Below are 24,211 nucleotides of genomic sequence, written 5' to 3'. Positions count from 1 at the left end.
ATGTGTACAAGAGACAACCCCATCCCCGACCCTGCCGCTGACCACCGATCGAGGCACGAACCGGCTGGTGAGCGCCTTGGCGACCGGCCGCGGCGGGCTGGTGGTGCTGGCGTTGGCGGTGGGCGCCGGAGCCGGGCTGGGGGCGATCGCGTCCCGCTGGCTGATCAAGACCTTCACCCAGGTCTTCTCCGGCCACGCCGACTACTCGGCCGCCGGTCAGGGGTTCCACCTTCGGCCGCGTCGTCGGGGCCGGGGAGGACCGGATGCGGCTGCTGGTCGCCTGCGGCGCGGCCGGCGGGATCGCGGCCACGTTCAACGCGCCGTTGGCCGGGGTGTTCTTCGCGATGGAGCTGATCTTGACCTCCTTCGCAGCCGAGGGCTTCGGGATGGTGGTGTTGTCCTCGGTGACGGCCTCGGTGATCGGCCGGGCGGCGTTCGCGAACGTGCCGTTCCTGGTGCTGCTGCTGGTCGGGAAGATCGTGGCGACCAGCCTGACCATCGGGATCGGCGGTTCCGGCGGGGTGTTCGCCCCGAGTCTGTTCCTGGGTGCGATGCTCGGCTCGGCCTTCGGAATCCTCGCCCACGACGTGTTCGGCGTCGCAGCCGGCGGCGTCGGTTCCTACGCCCTTCCCGCGTCGTTGCCCGCGACCACCTCCTTGTCGCAGGCCGCTGACACGCTCGCGGCTTCACGGCACGGCGCACTGCCGGTGACGGCCGCCGACGGATCCTTCCTCGGGGTGGCCTGCGCCCGCGAGGTCGCCGAGGTACTGGCCGAGGGCGGCCGGGACGGCGAGGAGATCGGGCACGTCGCCCACGTTCCCCACGCACTGCGCGCCGACGCCGAGCTGAGCGCGGCACTGGACGCCCTGGTGTCCGCCGATCCATGGGCTCTGCCGGTGCTGGACGCCGCCGGAACGCGGCTCTCCGGCTGGATCACCCACCAGGCGGTGCTTGCCGCCGCGCATCGCCGGCCGATCGCGGCTTCCGCGCCGAGTTGATCAAAACCCTGATTCCGTCCGACCCGCCGGTCATGCGTCAAGACCGGCTTCGCGCCGGTCAAGCGTCAAGACCGGCTTCGCGCCGGTCGAGTTCGGCCTGGAGCCGGCGCCGCGACCCGTCGCTGATCCGCTCCTCGGCGAACAGCTTGCGCAACTCAGCACCCTGAACGCTGAGCACGTCGCGGCGCAGTGTGGCCAGATCCTCCAACAGGGAGGCGTCGGTCTCCGGGTCCAGGCGCTCGGCGTAGCGGGCCCGCAGCCGGAGCACCGCCGAGGAGTTCGCCGGGCCCGCCACCGCCAACTCGTCCAGATACTCCACCACCGCACGGTCCATGGCCGCCCGCGCGGCTTCCTCCTTGGCCGCGGCCCGCTCCGGCGCGACGGCCAGCCCGGAGGTCCGCACCACCCCGGCCAGGCTCAGGCCCTGCACCGTCAGCGTCGCCGCGACCACTGCCGTGGTCAGCACCAACACCAGCGGCCGCCCCGGCAGCGACGCGCCGTCGTCGGCGGCCAACGGAATCGACAGCGCCGCCGCCAGCGGCATCACCCCGCGGGTCCCGGCCCAGGTCACCACCCGGGTCAGCGGCCAGGTCGGATACCCCCGGGTCGGCCGGGCCAGGGCCGTCGTCGGCCACACCCACAGCATCCGGATCCCGATCAGAGCCGCGGCCAACACCGCCGCCTGCACCGGCCACCACCGATCGGCCGAACCCAGATCCCGCACCAGCGCCGGCAGCTGCAGCCCGATCAGCGAGAACACCACCGACTCCAGGGCGAACACCAGCACCGCGTAGACGCTGTGCACGTGAAGCCGGGTCCGGGCATCGGTGATCCGGTGCCCGACACTGCCGGCGACCACCCCGGCCACGACCACCGCGGTCACCCCGGACACCTGGATGCTCTCGGCCAGCAGGTAAGCCGTGTACGGCGTCACCAAAGCGATCACCGTCTCCAACACCGGATCAGTGATCGACGAACGCAGAAACGCCACCGCGGCGGCCAATCCCGCACCCACCGCCAGACCACCGCCGGCCAGCACGAAGAACTTCCCCATCCCGCCGAGCACACCCACCGACCCCGCGGCCGCGCCGGCCACCGCCACCTTGAACAGCACCAGCGACGTCGCGTCGTTGAACAAGCTCTCCGACTGCACCAGCACCTGGATCCGGCCCGGCAACCGCAGCCGCCGCCCCAACGCCGTCACCGCCACCGGATCCGTGGAAGCCAGCACCGCCCCCAGCACGAACGCCATCGCCGCCGACAACCCGGTCAACGCCCACGCCAACGACGCCACCACCGCGGCCGTGGCCAGCACCAGGCCCAACGCCAAAACCAGCACCGGCACCCACACCCGCCGCAACTCCCGCGCCGAGATCTCCTCCGCGGAGGCGTACAACAACGGCGGCAACACCACCGAGGCGATGACATCCGGAGCCACGTGCACCGCCGGCGCCCCGGGGACCAAAGCCACCCCGATCCCGGCCAGCACCAGCAACGACGGTGCCGGGATCCCCCACCGCCCCGCGAACGTCGCCACCGCCGTGCCCAGCACCACCAACGACAGCACGATCACCACGGCATGCGACACGGTCAGCCCCAGACGAGTCGTCGGGTCCGACACCAGTGGCAGGTATCGGGAGGATCCCCGAGCCGACCAGACTTCCCGGCACACCGGCACCGAGCCTATTGATCAGCAAACGAGTTCGCTACGGCAATCTCACGAACTGCTCATGATCTCGCTCACCTCCCCCGCCCTCGCCCACCCGCGGGCGCGGCCAGGCGCGGACCAGATTTACACAGTTAACTGTACAGTCACCTGCCTAAGCGATAGGCTGAGGCCATGACGGAAAACACCAGGCCTGCGGCCGCCACGGTGGCCGGCGACCTCCGCGTGGTCCTGGCGCAGCTGGTGCGCCGACTGCGCGAGCAGGCCACGGGCAGCGACTTGACGAAGTCGCAGTCCGCCGTGCTCGGCCGGCTGGAACGGGACGGGGCCGGCACGACCACCGAACTCGCCCGGGCCGAGGGCATCCGTCAGCAGTCGATGGCCGCCATCGTCGCGGCGCTCGACGGCGCGGGACTGGTCAGCGGCTCGCCCGACCCGAAGGACGGGCGCAAGACGATCCTGGACCTGACCGAGAAGGCGCGTGAGGAGTTCCGCACCGGGCGGCTGGCCAAGGAGGACTGGCTGACCCAGGCGATGAGCTCCGAGCTCAGCCCGGCCGAGATCGAGCAGCTGCGCGTCGCCGTCGAGCTGATCCGGCGGCTCACGAAGGCCTAGCGGCCCGCGCGCCGTCGTGCATTTCAGCCCGCGAGTCGGCACCCGAGCCATCTCGCGAAACACCTTGCGAAACACCTCGCGGATCAGCACGTGGGTCAGCACACGAATCAGAACCCGAATCAGAACCCGAATCAGAACTCGAACCCTCGAGAGGGGATACCGCCATGCCTTTTTCCGCTGTCGACACCAACACCGCTCTGATCGTCGTGGACCTGCAAGCCGGCATCGTCGGGCTGCCGCTGGCACACCCGGTGCAAGGCGTAATCGCCCGATCCACCGAGCTCATCGGCGCCTTCCGGCGGCACGGACTGCCGGTCGCGCTGGTGAACGTCGCGGGTGCCCCGCCCGGACGCACCGAGCGCGGCACCACCGGCGGCCACGCCCGGCCCGCGGGCTGGACCGACCTGATCCCCGAGCTCGACCAGCAGCCGGACGACATCGCCGTCACCAAATACGCGCGCAGCGCCTTCTCCGGCACCGGCCTCGCCGCACAGCTGAGGGCACGCGGCGTCACGCAGGTAGTGGTGGTCGGCATCGCCACGGGCAGCGGCGTGGAGTCCACCGCGCGCTCCGCCCACGAGGACGGGTTCCACGTCAGCCTGCCGGTGGACGCCATGACCGACGGTTCGCCGGACACCCACGAGCACAGCGTCACGAAGGTGTTCCCGAAGATCGCCGAGACCGGCACCACCGCCGAACTGCTGGCGCTCCTGGAGGGGAGCCGCCCGTGAGTGCGCCGACTCTCACACCCCCACGCTCGCAAACACCGCCTCTCGGCTGGCGCTACACCGGCCCACCGGCCCACTGCTCACCGGATCCACGCTCAACCCGATCAACAGCTCACTGATAGCCCGGCCCGACCGGAATCGGCTTGGACTTACAAGGAGCCCGGCGCCACCGCGTCTCTCATATCAGTGCTCTACCTGTGCAGCGCCGTGATGCAGCCGACCATGGGCAAGCTGGCAACAGTGTTCGGTGCCCGCAGGGTGTTCCTCACCGATCAATAGCTCCCGCTCCACCAACCCCTACGCCGCGTCAGCACTCAAAGCCACCGCAGCCATCCGCAACCGCGAAGCCTTGATATGCCGCGAAGTCAGGTGCGCCCCGAAGCTCAGAGCCGCCACCCGGATGCTGAGGCCGAGCAGCGTGCCCTGATGCGTGCCGGTGCAGACGGCGAGCACGGCCGCCAACACCGTGAAGAGCACCGCCCACAACCGCGTGAGCTCCAGCTGCGACCGCTGAAACGCGGGGCGTTCCCAGACCTCGCGCGGCACCCGCTGCCGGGCCAGGCCGAGCGTGAAGGGCTGGCGCAGCGCGATGGTACCCCAGGCGGTGATCGCCAGCCAGCCGAACGACAGGGCGCTGCTCCAGTTACCCAGCGGCACGTGCGGCTTGGCGAACCCGGCCGCGCTCGTTGCCGCGAAGAAGACCAGTGTGCTGATATCCAGGATCAGCGCGTCGAGCGGGACGCCCCGGCGCCGGTCCTGAGTGAACAGGACGAGGGCGACCGCGAGGCCGGCAAGCGCCGCCCAGGCCACCTCGGAGTTCGGGAAGACGGCGAACACGATCCAGCTCAGGAAGCCGCGCACGCCCTTCACCTTGCTCCAGACGGCTTTCATGGCGTTCATGGGGCACTCTCCAGACGTGGGGCGCAGACGTTCGGCGCAGGCGGCGTGGCGTGGGGCTCGGCCCCTGCGAGAAACGCTAGGGAGCGACGGGGTGAGCGCTCATCACTCAGGTGGGGTGATTCAGGGTGGGGTGATTCAGGGTGGGACGATCCTCACCCCACCAACCCGACCCGAGCAATCAACCCAAGCTCCCGAGCACGCGCAACAGTCTCGGCCCGACTATGCGTATCAAGCTTCGTATACAAACTCCGCATATGCGTCTTCACCGTATTGCGCGAAACAGACAGCTCGTCCCCAATCTGCGGCGCCGTCAAGTTGGTGGGCAAGTACCGCAGCACCCGAATCTCGCTATCACTCAGCGCTTCAACCAGCGCCTTCTGCGCGGAGCCACGCGCGGCCAAGCCGCCCCCGCCCAACAGCGTCCGAACCTCCCCGACTACCCGAGCGTGCGAGGTACGCCCCCTCGCATGCCGCTCGACCAGCTCCGCCACCGGATGCAGCAGGAAGCAAAGCAGCGTGCTGCCCGCCTCGGCCTGCTCAAGCGCGCGCTCCAATGCCAGGCCAGCCGCGGCCCGCTCCCCCAACGCGTCGCGGGCGAGGGCCTCCAGCAAGAACGCCTCGACCAGCCACGCCCGCCACCCCGCGTGCGCATCGGTGTCCAGTGCCGGGCCGAGCTCGGCGAGCGCGCCGCGGGGGTCGTCGCGGGCCAGGCGGAGGGTGGCGGCGACGACGCGGACCAGGCCGCTGTCGCGCTCCGGCTCATCGATCTCGGCGAGGGACTGCTCGGCCCGCGCGAGCTCCCCCAAGCGAATCAGCGCTCGTATGGACCAGGCGCGTACCGGGCGGGCGAAGGGGTGCGCCCCGGCCAAGTGGCCGGCCAGCGTCTCGGCGGTCTGGAACGTGTCGAACGCGTCGGCAGCCCGGCCGCGCACCAACTCCAGCTGTCCCCGGATGAACAGCGCCGCGAGCGCCGCCACCGCCTCGACTTCCGGCCCGATCGTCAGCCCGGCCCGCCGCAGGTACGCCTCGGCCTCGTCGAGCCGGCCCTGCCATGCCACCGCGCCGGCCGACGCCACACTCGCCACGCCGACCGCGACCTTGTCGGTCCACCCGTGCGACTCGGCCAGCTCGATGGCGCGCGCGGCACTGGTCTCGGCTTCCGGCGCCAAGCGCGTGGCCTCGATCGCGGACTTGTAGGCGAGCCCGGTGAACTCCAGATACGGCCGCCCGATCCGGCGGGCCAGCGCGATCCCCTCCTCCAGGTGCCGCGTCTGTGCGGGGCCGCCGCTCCAGCTGCTCGCGTACCCCAGCCCGATCAGCGCCACGGCGCGCAACTCCTCGCCCGAAGCGGGACGTGCGGGACCTGAGGGGCGTGAGGCCTGCGGGTGCTCGGCTATGGTCCGAAGGCGCTGGGCCTGCTGAAGCTCCGCGTCCAGGTCTCCGCGCTGGCGGGCTGTCAGCAGCCTGACGATCCCGAGCAGCAGATCGGCACGGTCGCGCCGCTGGGCCGGCATCGATGCCATGGCACGCTCGCTCTGGTTCAGGTGGTGCTCGGCCGCCTTCAGCGAACCTCGCGTCAGTTCGTCCGCGGCGGCCACCGCGGCCAACTCGGCATCGCCGGCGCGCACCGCACCGGGAAAGCCGGCGAGCAGTTCGTGGACGGCCGCGTCCTGCCCGTCGAGATACAGCCCCGGCCAGTGGCTCACCAGCAGCTGCGCTGCCTGGTCCCAGTCCCGCGCGGCCTGCGCGTGGCGGATCGCCTCCAGCGGACGGCCGTGTGCGGCGAACCAGCCGCTCGCGGTGCGGTGCAGTCCCGCCACCTCGCCGGGCACCGCTCTGCGCAACTCCAGCGCCAGCAGCTCAGCGAACATCGGGTGGTAACGGAACCGAGTCCGGTCCGAGTCCAGCGCGAGCACGAACGCCCCGGCCTCCTCAAGGTCCTGCAACACCCGCTCCCCGTGACCGACTCCGCTCAGCAGTTCGGCGAGTTCCCCGTTGACCCACTCCAGAATCGAGGTGCGAAGCAGGAGTCGGCGCACGTCCTCGCGCTGCCGCTCCAGCACTTCGACCAGCAGGTACTCCGCGACCGTCCGCTCGCTGCCGGAGAACTCGGCGGCGAACCGCTCCGGATCCGGGTGTCCGGCCAAAGACATGGCGGCCATGCGCAGTCCGGCGGCCCAGCCCTCGGTGCGCTCGTGCAATGCCACCGCCGCCGGCTCCGGAAGGTCCAAGCCGGCACCCGTGAACAGCCGCCGCGCCTCGGCCAGGCTGAACCGAAGATCGGCCGCGCGGATCTCGACGAGTCCGCCCTCCAGGCGAAGCCGATGCAGACCCAGGCGGACGTCGTGCCGGGAAGCCAGCACGAACCTCAAGTCCGACGCGCCCGACGCGCCCGACGCCGCCGACGCCGACGCCGCGCGCAGAACCAGCAACTCCAGCTGCCGCAGGGCCGCCGGCCCCAACTCGTGCACGTCGTCAACGACCAGCCACAACGGTTCCCGCAACGGCGCCAGAGCGGTCAGCAGCCGCTCGACCAGCGCCCAACCGTCCGCGTCCGGCGCCGCCGAGACCAGCGGCACCAGGGGCGCGCCCGCGCCCGTCCGGCGCAGCGCGTCGAACACCGACACCCAGAACCGCTGCGGATCGCGCTCGCTGGAGCCCGCCGCGACCCAGGCGACCCGATCGCCGAGTCCGGACTCCTCGATCCAGGAGCGCAGCAACATCGTCTTGCCGCTGCCGGCCGGAGCCGCGATGGCCGCGACGCGCTTCGTCTCCGTCAGGCGTCGGGACAAGCCGGGCCTGGCCACCACGGACTGGGGGCCGCGGCCGCCGGCCTCGGTAACACGCGACACGTCTCCATTATCGCGCCCGCCGGCGTCACAGAACGCCATCAAGCCAATCGTAAACGACCTCGTTGCGGATCCGCGGAGCCATCGGGGCGCAATGTTCCTGGGCGCCTTCGGCCTCGGTGAAGGTGACGATCTGCTTGTCGGCGTGCAGCAGCCGGTAGACCTGCGCGCCTTGCCCGGCAGCCGGCGTCACGAGTTCGTCGTCGTCATAGACGGTCACCAACGTCGGCGTGCTCACCCGCGCGGCGACGTCGGCGACGGTGAAGCGCATGAGCGTCGTGCCGAGGCCGTAGAGGTCGTCGAAGACCGTCCCGGCCCGGCCGGCGAGCAGCGCGTCCCGGGCATAGGGTTCGGCGGCCTTGACCAGGTCGAACCGCTGGGTCTCGGAGAGCGCGGGAACAAACTTCTGCTGCCACAGGGCATTGATTTCCTGCTTGCTCAGGCCGTGTTCGAACACCGAGGTGATCTCCTTCTCCAGGGCCTGCCAGGAGACCCACAGACTCAGGAATCCGGGGTCGGCCACGACCGCGGCCAGCCGGTGCTCGAAGGCGGCGGCGCGCACGACGAGCTCACCGCCCAGGCTCGAACCGCTGAGCACGATCCGGTCGCGGTCGACCTCCGGCCGGTCCCGCAGGTAGTCCACGACCGGCGTGATCACCTTCTCCCAGTCCGGGCGGAGGAAGGCCTGGCGCTCGAACAGCATCGAGCCCTGCCCGGGACCCTCGAAGATCAGGACGTTGTAACCGCGTTCGAGGGCAGCCGCCGCCCCGAAGGCCCACATCCGCACGTTCTGCGCGTCCTGGCCGTTGTTCAGGATGACGGTCGGGCGACGCCGCGCCCGCTCGTCCGAACGCAGCAGGTAGCCGGGAAGGTAGCTGCCCTCATAGGGGATGCGCACCGGTTCGAAGGGTGAGTCCGAGAGCTGACAGAACAGGTCCCAGCAGCGCTGCATGGCCGCGTAAGCCCCGGCCTCGGAGGCTCGGGCAGTGGTGCCGAAGATGAAGTACAGGCACAGGTCGTAGTACGACGCGGCGCGCAGGTAGAGAGCACGAGCGCTGACACGGTGGCCGGCGGCCAGTTCGGCACCGGCTTGCCGATCGAGGCGCGTCGCGAGCGGGAGGAAGGTGTCGTAGTAGGTCTGGTAGGAAGCACCCGCCGCGTTGATCGCGTTCACGGCCGTGACCAGTTCGCCGAACTCGGCCGAGCCGTATCCGGTCCCGCCGAACGCGAAGAGGGTGTCGAAGTCCAGATCCGGTTGGGTGAACAGGCCCTGCAACGCCGGTGCACCGGCTGAAGCCGCTGGAGTGGCCTGAGCAGCCGAGGCAGCCTGAGCGATACCGGTGCCGACACCGCCCGCCCCCAGCAAGACGGTCCCGGTGCCGCCGAGCACGCCCACGCGCAGCAACGATCTGCGAGTGGCAGCAGTGCTGGGGGCCAGATTGACGACCGGCTCGGAGGACATGCGAGGCTCCTTATATCGAGAGGCATTCCGACCGGCTCATCCTTTCCACAGCCGGGGTGAGCGGTCCTCACACAGTCGGTATGACTTATCGCGCCGAGGGGGCGAGCAGCCCCAGGCTTCGAGCCCGGGCGACGGTGTCGGACCTGCTGTGCGTACCGAGCTTGGTGTACAGGCCGCGGATGTGGGTCCGGACCGTGTTGGGCGAGACGCCCAGCTCGCCGCCGATCTCGCGAGCGGTGAGGTTGGTCGGCAGGTAGCGCAGCACCCTGATCTCGCTGTGGCTCAGCGGATCGGGCGCGGGCGGCTGCGCGGAGGACGGCGAGGGCAGTCGCCGGGCGGCGAGCATGCTCTGGATCTCAGCGACCAGCCAGGCGTGTGCGGTACGCCGGGCGTGCCGCGCAAGCAGGTGCTCAGGCGGCGGGCACAGCAGGAAGTGCCACACCGCTCCGTCGGGCTCGGCCAAGTCGAGCGAACGCTCCAACAGCCGTTCGGCGGCGGCGCTGTCGCCGAGCGCCTCGCGTGCCGCCGCTTCCAGGACGAACGCCGCGACCCGCCACGTCCGCCGGCCGTAGCGCACGGAATCGTCGTCCTTGACCGGCGCCAGTTCCGCGATCGCGCCTTCGGGATCGTCTTGGGCCGACTTCAGAGCCGCCACCGCGACGCGCACCTCCCCGCGCGCTCGCTCCTGCTTGTCGAGCCCTTCCACCATGCGTTCAGCGCGCTGGACCTCGCCGAGACGCACCAGGGCGTGCAACAACAGCGCGCGTGTCGGTGCGCTGAGATAGTACGGGGTGTCCAGATCCAATCGCGCCGTCAGCGGCTCCGCGGCCCGCAGCGCCGCCAGCGCCTCGGCGTCGCGGCCGCGCACCAGCTCCAGCATGCCGCGGATGTAGTGGATCCCCGCTCCCACCGAAGGCTCGGTCTCAACGGTGAGGGAGCGCTCGGCGCGGTGGATCCAGGGCTCGGCTTCCTCCGGCCTGGCCTGCCAAACGAGCGCCACGCCGCGGATGGCGTAGGCGATGGTCGCCGACGGTTCGTCGGTCCAGCCGTGCCGCCGGGCCAGCTCGATCACCTGCTCGGCGTACGCTTGCGCAGCCGTGTCTTGTGAGGACGCGACGTCCAGCGCCGCCAGGTAAGCCAGTCCGCTGAATTCGAGATAGGGCCGTCCCGTTCGGCGCGCCAGCTCGACGGCCCGCGTCAAGAGTTGTCGGGCCGGTGCCTGCCGATCCGTCCAGTCCTCGGTGATCGCGACGCTGATCGAGGCGAACGCGCGAAGGTCTTCGCTCAGGCCGGGGTGCGCCGGATCAGACCCCTCCGCGACGTGCCGCACCCGACGCGCCTCGGCGATCACAGCCTCCTGATTACCCCGCCGGCGAGCTGCCAGCAGGCGGGCCATCGAGAGCAGCACCCGGGTTTGACCGCGCCGGTCCGGAGCAACGGACGAGGCCCGCTGCTCGGCGACTCCGAGGTACCACTCGGCCGTCTCGATCACGCCGAACGCGGCCTCGTCGGCGGCGACCAGGATCGCGAGCTCCGCGTTCGCCGCCCGCACCTCGGCGGGGAAGGCGGTGAGCAGTTCGTGGATGGTGGCGGCGCGGCCGTCGAGGTAGAGCGTGGGCCAGGCGTCGGCGAGGAACGCGGCGGCCGACGCCCAGTCCTCGGCGGCTTGGGCGTGCCGCACGGCCTGCACGGCATGTCCGTGTTCTGCGAACCAGGCGGCGCAGGTACGGTGCAGGTCGGCGACTTCCGCCGGCGCTTCACGGCGGAGTTCCAACTGGAGCAGGTCGGCGAACATCCGGTGGTAGCGGAACCAGGAGCGGCCGGCGTCCAGGGCGACGACGAAGGCGTTGGCCCGCTCCAGATCCTGAAGTATCCGCTCGGATTCGCCGCCGCCGGTCAACACGTCGGCGAGTTCGCCGTTGATCTGTTCGAGCACTGATGTGCGCAGCAGCAAACGCCGTATCGCAGGGTCCTGTCGCTCAAGCACCTCCGCCAGCAGGAATTCGGCCACCGTCCGATCGCTGCCGGAGAACCCGGCCGCGAACCCCTCGGGGTCCGGATGCCCGGCAAGGGAGAGCGCGGCCAGCCGCAGTCCGGCGACCCAGCCCTCGGTCCGCTGGTGCAGCAACGCGATCGTGGCCGCGGACAGTTTCAGGCCCGCCGCCTGGAACAGCTCGCCCGCCTCGGAGGGGCTGAACCGCAGATCGCGTTCGCGGATCTCGGCCAAGGCGCCCTCAAGGCGCAGCCGGTGCAGACCAAGCCGCACGTCATGCCGGGTGGACAAGACGAACCGCAGCTCCGGCGGCGCCCGGAGCACCAGCAGCTCCAGCTGCCGCAGTGCCTCCGCGCTCAGTTCGTGGACGTCGTCGACCACCAGCCACAACGGGTCCGGCAGCCGCGCCAGGTCCGCCAGCAGCCGCTCCACGAGCGTCCACCCGTCCAGATCCGGGGCCGGCGTCAAGGGCTGCACCAGAGCCGAGCCGGCGACCGTCCGGCGCAGCGCGTCGAACACCGACACCCAGAACCCCTGCGGATCGCGCTCATCGCCGCGCGCCGCCGCCCACGCCACCTGACCGGCCAAGCCGGTCCGCTCGATCCACGAGCGCAGCAATACCGACTTGCCGCTACCCGCCGATCCGGAGACCACGGTCACGCGTGCCGTCGCCGCCAGACGGCCGAACAAGCCGGGGCGCAGCACCAGCTTTTCCATGCCGGAGCCGATGGACTCACCGCCCGTGGTATCGGCCACGCCGCGTGCTGCCACCGGAGAATCATCCCATGCACGGGTCCACGATGACTCATATATGAGATACCAGAGATGCCAAGATCCATCCTCCGTGAACCTCGGATGAATGATCGTCGGTCTCGCCCAAAGGCCGTGCCCGTCAGGGATTTTGCCATGTGTAAGGGTTCTTAACCTTGCGGACTCATCTGATGTCATGTTCACTCAGCGCCGTGACAAGATATATGTTCGCCCTTCGAAGCAAGGGCACACCACGTCGTACCCCACGTCTCGCGGCCACGCTGGCGGCGACCGCCGTGGCGGCGCTCGCCCTGGCCGGTGTGCAGGGCACCGCCAACGCGGCACCCGCGATCTCAGCCGCGGGTGCAGCGCCCGCCGCCGCCGCCGTCGCGCCCCATCCCGCATCCGCCAAGGCCGCCGCCCCGGTCTTCAACGTCAAGGACTACGGGGCCACCGGCAACGGCTCCACCAACGACTCCCCGGCCGTCAACAAGGCGGTCACCGCGGCGAACGCCGCCGGCGGCGGCATCGTGGAGTTCCCGGCCGGCACCTACAAGTCGGCGAACACCATCCACCTCAAGAGCAACGTCACCATCCAGCTCGACGCCGGCTCGAAGGTGCTCGGCTCCAGTGCCAAGACCTACGACGCCGCGGAGCCGAACCCCTACGACAAGTACCAGGACTACGGCCACAGCCACTTCCACGACGCCATGTTCTCTGGCGACAAGCTCTCCAACATCGGCTTCACCGGGTCCGGCACCATCGACGGCAACGGCGACCTGATCCCCGGCAACCCCGGCGCCGGGCAGGCCGACAAAATCATCTCCCTGACCCGCTGCACCGACCTCACGCTCAGCGGGATCACGCTCGCTCGCGGCGGACACTTCGGGGCGCTGATCAACGGCTGCGACGGCGTGGTGTCCGACCACCTCACGATCGACACCTCCAGCGACCGCGACGGCTGGAACATCATCTCCACGACGCACGTCGCCATCACCAACGCGAACATCTCCTCCAACGACGACGCGCTGGTGTTCAAGAGCGACTACGCGCTCGGGGCGTCGCTGCCCAGCGGGCACGTCACCGTCACCCACAGCACGCTGCGGGCCAAGTGTTGCAATGCCCTGATGTTCGGCTCGGAGACCTGCGGGTCCTTCACCGACTACCAGTTCCAGCAGATCGCCGTCCTCGGCGCCGGCAAGTCGGGCCTGGGCATGGTGAGCATGGACGGCGCCGACATCTCCGACGTGCACTACCAGGACATCACCATGACCGGCGTGCACTCGCCGATCATGCAGAAGATCGGGACCCGATTGCGCTGCGGGGGCAGACCCACGGTCGGGCACATCAGTAACGTGACATACCAGAACATCACCGGCACCGGCGTGGCCGACACCGACTACAGCCCGACGATCTGGGGCGCGGACGGCTCTCACCAGGTCAGCGACGAGACCTTCGCGAACGTCACCCTGACCGTCCCCGGCGGCCGCGGCACCATGTCCACCGGCGTGCCCGGCAACAACGGCGACTACAACCCGAACAGCATCGGCACCCGGCCGGCCTACGGCTGGTACCTGCACGACGTCTCCAGCATCCACTTCACCGGCAGCTCGGTCAAGGTCGCCAAGAGCGACGGCCGCCCGGCGGTCATCGCCAACGCCGGCAGCGACATCACCTTCGACGGGCTGACCGCGCAGACCGGCAGCTCCAGCCCGTTCGACGTCGGGTTCCAGAACATCACAGGCTACTGCGTCAGCAACAGCCACAACACCGCCGGCGGCGCGCTGCGCGTCTCGGCGACCGGCTCCACCCAGACCTGCGGGTCTGCCACCACCCGGTACCACTACCTCGCCCACTACCTCGCCCTCGGCTGAACGGAGCACAGCCATGCGCATAACGCGCTCCAGACCCAGACCTATCAGTGGCCTGATCCTCGTGGCCTGCGCCGCCGTGCTGGCGGTGACCGGCACGGTGACGGCGACGGTCACAGCCTCGGCCGCCGCGCCCAGTCATCCGGCGGTGTCAGCGGAATACGGGGCAGAATCCGGGGCGGCGGCCGTGGCTCAGGCGGCCGCCGCACATCCGGCGGACCAGGCTGACCAGCCCGCCCGTTCGGCCCAAGCGGCTCCGGCCGCCGACACCCTGCTGTCCCTGAACAAGCCGGCGACCGCTTCCTCCGCCGGCGGCTGCTGCAGCGCCGCCAACGTCGACGACGGCGTCTCGACCACCCGGTGGGCCAGCGCCTCGGGCGCCGACCCGCAATGGATCTACCTCGACCTCGGCGCCACCGCGCACGTCAGCCGGGTCCGGCTGCAGTGGGACACGTCCTGCGCGACCGCCTACGAGATCGACACCTCGGCCGACCACAGCAGTTGGACGAAGATCTACAGCACGACCGCCGGCAAGGGCGGCGTGGAGGACCTGACCGCACTGGACGGCAACGGCCGCTACGTCCGCATGTACGGCACGAAACGCTGCCGCGGCGACGCCGGCCACGGCTATTCGCTACAAGAGCTGGCCGTCTACGGCACGCTCGGCACCGACACCACGCCACCGACCCCGCCCGGGACTCCGACGCTGGTCTCCGACACGCCGAACAGCGTCACCATCGGCTGGACCGCCTCGACCGACGACGTCGGGGTCGCCGGCTACGACATCTACCACGACGGCCAGCTGTGCGCGCAGGTGAACGGCAGCACCCTGACAGCCACCTGCGCCTCACTGAGCCCGAACGTCGCCTACGGGTTCTACGTGAACGCCCGCGACGCGGCGGGCAACGTCAGCCAGCCGTCCGGCACGCTGCACGTCACCACGCCACCGTCCGGCGACACGACGCCGCCGACAGTTCCCGGCGCCGTGCACTCCACCGCGATGACCAGCAGCAGCGTCACCCTGGCCTGGACCGCCTCCACGGACAACGTCGCAGTGGCCGGATACCGCGTCTACAACGTTGCCGACGGCGCACGCACCCAGGTCGGCACCGCGGACGCCAACGCCACCGGCACCCAGGTGGACGGTCTCACGCCGAGCACCGCCTACCACTTCCAGGTCACCGCCTACGACGGCAACGGCAACGAGAGCGCCGGCAGCACCCCGCCGGTGGACGTCACCACCTCGGCGCCGAGCAGCTGCGCCCCCGCGCAGGGCGTCTGCACCGTCACTCAGGTCGGCACCGACGACGACGTGGTCTGGGGCCTGGTCACGCTGCCCGACGGCACGATCCTGTTCAACGAGCGCGACGCCCACGACATCGTGCACCTGAACCCGAAGACCGGCGCCAAGAAGAGCGTCGGCACGGTGCCGAACGTCCAGAGCACCGACGGCGAGGGCGGCCTGACCGGGCTGGAGATCAACCCGGTCAGCTTCGGCTCGGACCACTGGCTCTACATCATGCACACCTCGCCGACCGACAACCGCATCGTCCGGATCAAATACGACCCGGCCACCGACACGCTGCAGACCGGCACCGAGCAGATCCTGCTGACCGGCATCGAGCGCAACAAGTTCCACAACGGCGGCCGGTTGCGATTCAGCCCGGACGGCAAGTACCTGTACGCCGGCACCGGCGACGCCCAGAACGGCGCGAACGCACAGAACACCAGCAGCCTCAACGGCAAGGTGCTGCGGATCAACCCGGACGGCACCATCCCGCCGGACAACCCGTTCCACAACGCGGTCTGGAGCTACGGGCACCGCAACGTCCAAGGCCTGGCCTTCGACTCCGAAGGCAGGTTGTGGGAGCAGGAGTTCGGCAACAACATCATGGACGAGACCAACCTGATCGTGAAGGGCGGAAACTACGGCTGGCCGTCGTGCGAGGGGACTTCAGGGACCTGCGGCACGGCCGGCTTCATCGCGCCGAAGCACACCTATCCCGTGGCCGAGGGATCGTGCAGCGGCATCACCATCGTCCGCGACTTCCTGTATGTGGCCTGCGAACGCGGGACTCGGCTGTACCGCGAGCAGATCAGCGGCAGCAGCCTGACCAACGTCCAGCAGTTCTTCGTCGGGACGTACGGCCGGCTGCGGACCGTCGAGCCGGCGCCGGACGGCGGGATCTGGTTGGCCACCACCAACGGCGGTGACAAGGACAGCACACCGCATAACAGCAATAACCAGATCTTTCACGTGACCGTCGCCTGATCGACTCCCCAGATAGACAACACGGAAGAGCGCCCGGCCCCGAACCCCTACAGGGGGCGATGAGGCCGGGCGTTCCTTCTACTCACGCCATCTGCCGCTACCGCTACCAGCACCAGCACCAGCGGGCCTAGTCGGATCCGCTCTCCATCGCGGCGACAAGGCTGGCGGGCCGCATGTCAGTCCAGTGGGTATCCACATAGTCCATGCACTCCTGCCGCGGGGCTTCGCCGAAGACCGCCCGCCACCCGGCTGGGATTTCTATGGCGACCGGCCACAGCGAGTGCTGGCCCTCGTCGTTGATCAGCACGAAGTAGCTTGCGGCCTCATCATCGAATGGGTTCGCCATCAAGGTTCTCCTTCACGTTGTCAAGCCTGACACCGAACATCGTCACCACGACAAGCATGACCGCGCCGGTGGTGAGCGCGGAATCCGCGAGATTGAAAATCGGAAAGTAGCGGCCGTCGGGGCCGAACACGGAAATGAAGTCGACTACGTGCCCTCGGGGGAAACCCGGCGCCCGGAACAGCCTGTCGATGAGATTGCCGAGCGCGCCGCCCATCAGCAGTCCAAGCGCGACAGCCCACGGCAGGGACCTGATTCTCGACGCGAGTCGGATGAAGGCCACCACCGCCCCTGCCGATATCGCTGTGAAGACCACTGTCATGCCGCCGGCCGTGCCGAAGGCGGCTCCCGGGTTCCGCAGGAGCGAGAAGTAGACCAGACCGCCGAGGATGCGGGTTGATTGTCCGCCTTCCACCAGCGATGACGCCACGATGGCCTTCGACACGAGATCGAGCAGCACAACCGTCGCGGCGATACCCACTGACCAGACGATCCTGCTCCGCTCCACGCCGGCTTCCGGTGCCGCGGTCATGACAGTTCTCGCAAGTCGCCTAGCTTCCTTCCGACGACCCTGCCGATCTCCTCGACGGGGCCGGAGTTCATCATGTCGCTGTGTGTGGAGTCGATCTGGTGGACCTCGAGACTCCCACCAACGTATCGGGCCCAGGCCTCACTGAGCACCGACGGATCGGACTTACCCTGCGAGGCGACGAAGAGAACCACGTCACCTTCGTAGCGTTCAAGCGAAATCGCTCGCGAGATCCTCTCGATGTTCTTCACGACCCCGTCGATCTTCTCAAGATCGAGTCCGGCCGCCAGGCTCGCGATGTCGGCCGCCTCGTCCTCGGCGTTCTCGCTGCCGCTTCTGACGTAATCCTTCATCATTTCGACGATGGTCGACTCCAAGACCGGGTCCTCGTCATCTCCGTCGAGTCCGGCCTCCGGATAGGTGTCGAGAACGGCCAGCAACGCGACCTCATCACCTGCACGCTGAAGTTCTATCGCGATCTTCTGGGCGACGGACCCGCCGAATGACCAGCCGAGCAGATGATACGGACCCTTCGGCTGCACCAGCCTTACCTCGGCGAGATAGTCCTGCACCATCTCATCGGCATCGAGCGGAAGCCGCTCGTCGCTCGCGATGCCCCGCGCTTGTAGCGAGTAGACGGGACGGTCCCTATCGATGTATCTCAGTATGTTGGCGTATTTCCAACCGATCCCGGAGACCGGATGGAAGCAGAACAGCGGTGGCCTTTCGCCGCTCTCCCGCAACGGCAGCATGACGTCGAAGACGTTCTGCTCGTGATCCCCCGCTCCGGCCAGCCGACCAGCCAATCTCGCCACCGTCGGCGCCTCGAACAGCGTCCGAACCGACAGCTCCACCCCCAACGCCGAGCGGACGCGGCTCACTAGGCGTGTCGCCAGCAGCGAATGACCGCCCAGCTCGAAGAAGTTGTCATCGACCCCCACTGCCGGCACGCCCAAAACCTCGGCGAACACCTGGCACAGCAGCTCCTCACGGGCATCCGCAGGGCCGCGCCCGGAACCACCCGCGTAATCAGGCACCGGCAAAGCACGGCGGTCCAGCTTCCCGTTCGCCGTCGTCGGCAGCGCATCAAGCAAGACCACTGCCGACGGCACCATGTAGTCGGGCACCGCACCAGCCATATGAGCCCGTAGCGAATCGGGGAGACCCGCATCGGCATCGGCAGTCGGAACCACGTAGCCGACCAGACGCTTGTCACCCGGCACGTCCTCACGCACCACGACCACGGCCTGCCGCACTGACGGATGAACCGCCAGCACCGCCTCGACCTCACCCAGCTCGATCCGGAATCCGCGAACTTTCACCTGGTCATCGGCCCGGCCCACGAATTCCAGCACCCCCTCGCGGTTCCACCGCGCCACATCACCGGTCCGATACATCCGCTCCCCGGCCGCACCGAACGGACACGCCACAAACCGCGACGCCGACAATCCCCCACGGCCCAGATAGCCCCGCGCCAGCTGCACGCCCGCCACATACAGCTCGCCCACAGACCCCGCCGGCACAGGACGCAACGACGAGTCCAAAACAAAAGCCTGAGTGTTGTCCAGCGGCGCGCCGATCGGCACCCCAGCACTCTGCGACAACCCATCGAGCCGCTGATCGGTGCACCAGACGGTGGCCTCGGTCGGGCCGTAAAGGTTGGTCACGTCCGCACCGACGTCACGCATTCTCGTGGCGAGCGCAACTGGTAGCTGCTCGCCGCCGACAAGCATCCGCAACCCGCGGACAGCCTCCGCCTGCTCGGTCAGCAGGCCCTGCCACAAGGTGGGAGTGGCCTGCATGATCGTCACCCGATGGCGGCCGATCAGACCGGCCAGCTCGGCTGGATCGTGGACGGAGTCGCGGCTGGCAATCACCACGCGGGCGCCAGCGATCAGCGGGACGAAAAGCTCCAGAATGTGGATATCGAATGCCACTGTGGTGACCGCGAGCAGGCAGTCATCAGGCGTCAGCGAAAGACGCCCACCCATCGCAGCCAGGAAGTTGGTCAGGCCGGTGTGGGGAATAGTGACGCCTTTGGGACGGCCGGTGGACCCGGAGGTGTAGATCACGTAGGCGGGATGGGATGGCAGCAGCCGACCCCGCCGATCGGCATCGGTAACCTCAGAGTCCTCATACCGGGCCAGCTCCTGCGCCACTGCCGGATCATCCATCACCAGCAACGGCACATCACCGGTCCACCACCGGGCGGTCTGCGCATCACCCAACGCCAGCACCGGCCCGGCGTCGGCCACCATGAACGCCACCCGATCAGCCGGATAGCCCGGATCCACCGGCAGGTAGGCACCACCGGCCTTCAGCACCGCCAACAACGCCACCACCAGATCCGCCGAGCGCTCCATCACCACCGCGACCAACGACTCCGGCCCCACCCCACGACCGATCAGCAACCGAGCCAGCCGATCAGCGCGCGCACCCAGCTGCGCGTAAGACAGCTCCTGGCCCTCGAACACCACGGCCGTCGCAGCCGGCGTCCGAGCCGCCTGCTCCGCGAACAGATCGGGCAGCGTCGCCTCGGGCACTTCGCGATCCGTGGCGTTCCACCCCTGCAAAATCTGCTGCCGCTCCGGCGCCGACAACACCTCGACCCGGCCGACCGACTGCTGCGGGTCGATGGCAACCGCCTCCAACAGCCGCACAAACCGCTGCGCGATCAGCTCCACCGTTTCGTGGTCGAACAGATCCGCCGCATACACCACCGACCCCCGCAACCCCGCCGGCTCACCGGTCGTGCCCCACTGCTGCCGCACCGTGAACGACAAGTCGAACTTCGCCGCTTCCTGCCCCGGCGACGCCGCCTGCACTCGGACTCCCGGAACCTCCAACCCCACCCCGCCGTCGTCCTGCAAGGACAACATCACCTGGAACAACGGATGCCGCGCCAGCGAACGCACCGGCGCCAAGTCCTCAACCAGCCGCTCAAACGGCACATCCTGATGCGCGAACGCACCCAAGCCCGCCTCGCGCACCCGACCCAGCAACTCAACGAACGACGGATCGCCCGACACGTCCGTCCGCAATACCAGCGTATTGACGAAGAATCCGATCAGATCATCCAACGCCTCATCAGTACGCCCAGCGATCGGCGAACCGATCGGCACATCCGTCCCAGCCCCCAGCCGGGACAACAGCGCAGCCAGGCCAGCTTGCAACACCATGAACAGCGTCACACCCTGCGCCCGCGCCTGCCCGGCCAGCCGCTCATGCACACCGGCCGACACGCTCAACTCGACCGTGCCACCCCGATAGGAAGCCACCACCGGGCGCGGCCGGTCCACCGGCAACCCCAGCTCCTGCGGCAGATCAGCCAGCGCCCGGCGCCAATACGCCAACTGCTGGGACAGGACGCTGCCGGGATCGTCCTCGGACCCCAACAGCTCCCGCTGCCACACCGCGTAGTCCGCATACTGCACCGGCAACGGCACCCAACCGGGCTTCGAGCCCGCCAACCGCGCCGCATACGCCACCGACACATCCCGCGCCAACGGCCCCAACGACCAGCCGTCACCCGCGATGTGATGCACCGTCATGACCAACACATGCTCATCCGGGGAAGCCGTCAGCAAAACCGCCCGGAGTGGCATCTCAGTACTCAGATCGAAGACATAGCCAGCCGCCGCAGCCGCCAGCCCGGCCATATCCTCACCCGGACCGACCGGAACCACTCTCAACAGCGAGCCGATATCTCCCAGCTCCAAGACCCGCTGAAACGGCACCCCCTCCGCCGACGGAAACACCGTTCGCAAAACCTCATGCCGCCCCGCCACATCCCGCAGCGCCGCGGCCAACGCCTCGACATCCAAGACCCCTGACAACCGCAACACGGTCGGGATGTTGTAGGTCGCGTTCGGCCCGTCCAACTCCCCCAAGAACCACAACCGCTGCTGCGCAAACGACAACGGCACCGGCCCTGACCGCGCCCCAGCCCGCAGAGCCGGCCGAGCCACCCCCGCACCGGCCAACCGACCCGCCAACCCCGCCACCGTCGGCGCCTCGAACAACGCCCGAACCGATAGCTCCACCCCCAAGACCGAACGAACCCGACTCACCAAACGCGTCGCCAGCAGCGAATGACCGCCCAGCTCGAAGAAATTGTCATCCACCCCCACTGTGGGCACACCCAAGACCTCGGCGAACACCTGACACAGCAGCTCTTCACGGGCATCCGCAGGGCAACGCCCGGAACCGCCGGTGTAGTCAGGCGTCGGCAAAGCACGGCGGTCCAGCTTCCCGTTCGCCGTCGTCGGTAGTGCATCAAGGAGCACCATCGCCGACGGCACCATGTAGTCCGGCAGCGCACCGGCCACATGACCCCGCAGCGAATCGGTCAGGCCATCATCCGCTTCGGCGGCCGGAACCACATAGCCGACCAGACGCTTGTCGCCCGGCACGTCCTCGCGCACTACCACCACGGCCTGCCGCACCGAGGGATGTGCCGCCAGCACCGCCTCAATCTCACCCAGCTCGATCCGGAATCCGCGAACCTTCACCTGATCATCAGCCCGGCCTACGAACTCCAACTCACCTTCGCGGTTCCACCGCGCCACATCACCGGTGTGATACATCCGCTCCCCGGCCACACCGAACGGACACGCCACAAACCGCTCAGCGGTCAGATCCATCCGGCCCAGATAGCCCCGCGCCAGCTGAACACCAGAGATATACAGATCACCGGCAACACCCGCAGGGACCGGGCTCAGCGCATCATCAAGCACAAAGGCCTGAGTGTTATCCAGCGGCGCGCCTATAGGTATCCCAGCACCCTGCGACAGCACATCGAGCCGATGATCGGTGCACCAAACAGTGGCCTCGGTCGGGCCGTATAGGTTGGTCACGTCTGCTGCGACATCGCGCATTCTGGCAGCGAGCGCAACCGGCAGCTGCTCGCCGCCGACGAGCATGCGCAGCCCGCGAACAGCCTCCGCCTGCTCGGTCAGCAGGCCCTGCCACAAGGTGGGAGTGGCCTGCATGATCGTCACCCGGTGACGGCCGATCAGACCGGCCAGCTCGGCCGGATCATGGACGGAGTCACGGCTGGCAATCACCACGCGGGCGCCAGCGACCAACGGGACGAAAAGCTCCAGAATGTGGATATCGAATGCCACAGTAGTGACCGCAAGCAGGCAGTCATCAGGCGTCAGCGGAAAACGCTCCCCTATCGCAGCCAGGAAGTTGGTCAGACCGGCGTGGGGGATGGTGACGCCTTTGGGACGGCCGGTGGACCCGGAAGTGTAGATCACGTAGGCGGGATGAGCGGGCAGCAGCTGGCCCCGCCGATCGGCATCGGTGAGCTCAGAGTCCTCATATCGGGCCAGCTCCCGCACCACAGCCGGGTCATCCATCACCAGCAGCGGCACGTCGCCGCTCCACCACCGGGCGGTCTGCGCATCGCCCAACGCCAGCACCGGCTCCGCATCAGCCACCATGAACGCCACCCGATCAGCCGGATAGCCCGGATCCACCGGCAAGTAGGCGCCGCCGGCCTTCAGCACCGCCAACAACGCCACCACCAGATCCGCCGAGCGCTCCATCACCACCGCGACCAAAGACTCCGGCCCCACACCACGACCGATCAACAACCGAGCCAACCGATCAGCCCGCGCATTCAACTGCGCGTAAGACAGCTCCTGGTCGCCGAACACCACGGCCATCGCAGCCGGAGTCCGGGCCGCCTGCTCGCCGAGCAACTCCGGAAGCGTCGCCCCTGACACCTCACGATCCGTGTCGTTCCACCCCTGCAAGATCTGCTGCCGCTCCTGCGGCAGCAGAATCTCGACCCGCCCGACCGGACACTCCGGATCAGCGGCCACCGCCTCCAACACCCGCACGAACCGCTGTGCGATCAGCTCGACCGTCTCGCGATCGAACAGGTCAACGGCGAACGTGACCCCACCGCGCAGCCCCGCCGGCGCACCGTCGGCATCGAATACCTGACCCAACTCGAACGCCACATCAAACTTCGCTGCCGACACAGCCGGAGCCAACAACTCCGTTGCGACACCCGGCAGATCAAGAACAGCCTCGGCATTGTCCTGCAAGGACAACATCACCTGGAACAACGGATGCCGCGCCAACGAACGCACCGGCGCCAGATCCTCAACCAGCCGCTCAAACGGCACATCCTGATGCGCGAACGCACCCAACCCCGCCTCGCGCACCCGACCCAGCAACTCAACGAACGACGGATCGCCCGACACGTCCGTCCGCAATACCAGCGTATTGACGAAGAATCCGATCAGATCATCCAACGCCTCATCAGTACGCCCAGCGATCGGCGAACCAATCGGCACATCCGTCCCAGCCCCCAACCGAGAGAGCAACACCGCCAACCCGGCCTGCAACACCATGAACAGCGTCACACCCTGCGCCCGTGCCAAGCCAACCAACCGCTCATGCACACCGGCCGACACGCTCAACTCGACAACGTCACCGGCGTAGCTGGCCACCGCCGGACGCGGCCGATCGAACGGCAACCCCAACTCCTGCGGCAGATCAGCCAACACGGCCCGCCAATACGCCAACTGCTGTGACAACACACTGCCGGGGTCGTCCTCAGACCCCAGCAACTCCCGCTGCCACACTGCGTAATCCGCGTATTGCACCGGCAGCGGCGCCCACTCCGGCTCCAAACCAGCCAACCGCGCCGCATACGCCACCGACACGTCCCGCGCCAACGGGCCCAGCGACCAACCGTCACCGGCCACATGATGAACGACCACTACCAGCACATGCTCATCCGGACCCACCCCGAACAACCAGGCCCGCAGCGGCAACTCACGCGACAGATCAAACGCGCTGCCCACCGCCGTAGCCGCCAGCCCAGCCAAGTCCTCACCCGGACTGACCGGAACCGCCCTCAGTAGCGACCCGACGTCCCACGGATCCAAGACCCGCTGAAGCGGCACCCCCTCCGCAGAGGGAAACACCGTTCGCAAAACCTCATGCCGCCGCACCACATCCCGCAGTGCCGCATCCAACGCGTCCCGATCCAGCTCGCCGCGCAACCGCAACACGGTCGGAATGTTGTAGGTCGCGTTCGGCCCATCCAACTCCCCCAGGAACCACAACCGCTGCTGCGCGAACGACAACGGCACCAACTCTGGCGCTGACGCCGACGCCGACCCCGACCGCACACCACCCCGCAACGCCGGCCGAGCCACCCCCGCCCCAGCCAACCGACCCGCCAACCCCGCCACCGTCGGCGCCTCAAACAA

The 24,211-nt window shown here is 68.7% G+C and carries 12 protein-coding genes and 1 pseudogene; 5 read left to right on the top strand and 8 right to left on the bottom strand.

The features are described 5' to 3' along the window. The first annotated feature begins 31 nt into the window (after positions 1–31). Positions 32–998 (top strand): annotated as a pseudogene (locus KGQ19_RS35195) (chloride channel protein). Between the two features lie 58 nt (positions 999–1,056). On the opposite strand, the gene KGQ19_RS35190 reads toward KGQ19_RS35195, so the two are convergent. Next, positions 1,057–2,619: a Na+/H+ antiporter gene (locus tag KGQ19_RS35190; protein WP_307856602.1), complete on the bottom strand. Its 1,563-nt coding sequence runs from the start codon at positions 2,617–2,619 to the stop codon at positions 1,057–1,059. A gap of 219 nt (positions 2,620–2,838) precedes the next feature. Here KGQ19_RS35190 and KGQ19_RS35185 point away from each other — a divergent pair, with 219 nt between their 5' ends. Together KGQ19_RS35185 and KGQ19_RS35180 are read left to right on the top strand one after the other, a co-directional pair. Continuing rightward, on the top strand, positions 2,839–3,279 hold the full coding sequence (locus KGQ19_RS35185) for a MarR family winged helix-turn-helix transcriptional regulator (RefSeq protein WP_212017396.1): 441 nt from the start codon (positions 2,839–2,841) through the stop codon (positions 3,277–3,279). A 164-nt stretch (positions 3,280–3,443) separates the two neighbouring features. Beyond that, positions 3,444–4,010 carry an isochorismatase family protein gene (locus KGQ19_RS35180; protein WP_212017394.1) on the top strand — a complete coding sequence of 189 codons (567 nt, stop codon included), beginning with the start codon at positions 3,444–3,446 and terminating at the stop codon, positions 4,008–4,010. 294 nt (positions 4,011–4,304) lie between these two features. Here the strand turns inward: KGQ19_RS35180 and KGQ19_RS35175 are convergent, their stop codons facing one another. The 4 genes from KGQ19_RS35175 to KGQ19_RS52220 all read right to left on the bottom strand — a co-directional run bounded on the left by KGQ19_RS35175 (position 4,305) and on the right by KGQ19_RS52220 (position 11,982). Further along, positions 4,305–4,907, bottom strand: a complete 603-nt coding sequence (locus KGQ19_RS35175; protein ID WP_212017392.1) for a hypothetical protein — start codon at positions 4,905–4,907, stop codon at positions 4,305–4,307. A gap of 152 nt (positions 4,908–5,059) precedes the next feature. Then, positions 5,060–7,759: a helix-turn-helix transcriptional regulator gene (locus KGQ19_RS35170; protein ID WP_212017390.1), complete on the bottom strand. Its 2,700-nt coding sequence runs from the start codon at positions 7,757–7,759 to the stop codon at positions 5,060–5,062. Positions 7,760–7,784: 25 nt separating this feature from the next. Then, positions 7,785–9,218: an alpha/beta hydrolase family protein gene (locus KGQ19_RS35165; RefSeq protein ID WP_212017388.1), complete on the bottom strand. Its 1,434-nt coding sequence runs from the start codon at positions 9,216–9,218 to the stop codon at positions 7,785–7,787. Between the two features lie 85 nt (positions 9,219–9,303). Then, entirely contained in the window at positions 9,304–11,982 is a 2,679-nt protein-coding gene (locus KGQ19_RS52220) for a winged helix-turn-helix domain-containing protein (RefSeq protein WP_212017385.1), read from the bottom strand. Between the two features lie 203 nt (positions 11,983–12,185). Between KGQ19_RS52220 and KGQ19_RS35155 the strand changes: the two genes are divergently transcribed. Together KGQ19_RS35155 and KGQ19_RS35150 are read left to right on the top strand one after the other, a co-directional pair. After that, the gene (locus KGQ19_RS35155) at positions 12,186–13,835 is read left to right on the top strand and encodes a glycoside hydrolase family 28 protein (RefSeq protein WP_230419930.1); all 1,650 of its coding nucleotides are present in this window, start codon (positions 12,186–12,188) and stop codon (positions 13,833–13,835) included. A gap of 13 nt (positions 13,836–13,848) precedes the next feature. Continuing rightward, the gene (locus tag KGQ19_RS35150; RefSeq protein WP_212017383.1) at positions 13,849–16,104 is read left to right on the top strand and encodes a PQQ-dependent sugar dehydrogenase; all 2,256 of its coding nucleotides are present in this window, start codon (positions 13,849–13,851) and stop codon (positions 16,102–16,104) included. A 127-nt stretch (positions 16,105–16,231) separates the two neighbouring features. Here the strand turns inward: KGQ19_RS35150 and KGQ19_RS35145 are convergent, their stop codons facing one another. Genes KGQ19_RS35145 through KGQ19_RS50315 form a run of 3 tightly spaced genes read right to left on the bottom strand, consistent with a single transcriptional unit; the run spans position 16,232 to position 24,091 of the window. After that, on the bottom strand, positions 16,232–16,450 hold the full coding sequence (locus KGQ19_RS35145) for an MbtH family protein (protein WP_307856601.1): 219 nt from the start codon (positions 16,448–16,450) through the stop codon (positions 16,232–16,234). Next, a complete protein-coding gene (gene lspA / locus KGQ19_RS35140) occupies positions 16,431–16,979 on the bottom strand; it encodes a signal peptidase II (RefSeq protein WP_212017379.1) in 549 nt (182 codons plus the stop codon). Before lspA ends, KGQ19_RS35145 begins: the two co-directional genes overlap by 20 nt. After that, on the bottom strand, positions 16,976–24,091 hold the full coding sequence (locus KGQ19_RS50315) for a non-ribosomal peptide synthetase (RefSeq protein WP_438801894.1): 7,116 nt from the start codon (positions 24,089–24,091) through the stop codon (positions 16,976–16,978). Before KGQ19_RS50315 ends, lspA begins: the two co-directional genes overlap by 4 nt. Between the last annotated feature and the right edge of the window lie 120 nt (positions 24,092–24,211).

It is taken from the genome of Catenulispora pinistramenti (genome assembly GCF_018274385.1).
In the GTDB taxonomy this organism is placed as follows: Bacteria; Actinomycetota; Actinomycetes; order Streptomycetales; family Catenulisporaceae; genus Catenulispora; species Catenulispora pinistramenti.
Note: the sequence above shows the minus strand (reverse complement) of the source record. Positions and strands in the feature narration are given on the sequence as shown.

What these genes read in the sequence shown, in the direction of transcription:
- KGQ19_RS35185 (WP_212017396.1), top strand. Translation starts at nt 2,839, where the DNA reads ATGACGGAAAACACCAGGCCTGCGGCCGCCACGGTGGCCGGCGACCTC.
- KGQ19_RS35180 (WP_212017394.1), top strand. Translation starts at nt 3,444, where the DNA reads ATGCCTTTTTCCGCTGTCGACACCAACACCGCTCTGATCGTCGTGGAC.
- KGQ19_RS35175 (WP_212017392.1), bottom strand. Translation starts at nt 4,907, where the DNA reads ATGAACGCCATGAAAGCCGTCTGGAGCAAGGTGAAGGGCGTGCGCGGC.
- KGQ19_RS35165 (WP_212017388.1), bottom strand. Translation starts at nt 9,218, where the DNA reads ATGTCCTCCGAGCCGGTCGTCAATCTGGCCCCCAGCACTGCTGCCACT.
- KGQ19_RS35155 (WP_230419930.1), top strand. Translation starts at nt 12,186, where the DNA reads ATGTTCGCCCTTCGAAGCAAGGGCACACCACGTCGTACCCCACGTCTC.
- KGQ19_RS35150 (WP_212017383.1), top strand. Translation starts at nt 13,849, where the DNA reads ATGCGCATAACGCGCTCCAGACCCAGACCTATCAGTGGCCTGATCCTC.
- KGQ19_RS35145 (WP_307856601.1), bottom strand. Translation starts at nt 16,450, where the DNA reads ATGGCGAACCCATTCGATGATGAGGCCGCAAGCTACTTCGTGCTGATC.
- lspA (WP_212017379.1), bottom strand. Translation starts at nt 16,979, where the DNA reads ATGACCGCGGCACCGGAAGCCGGCGTGGAGCGGAGCAGGATCGTCTGG.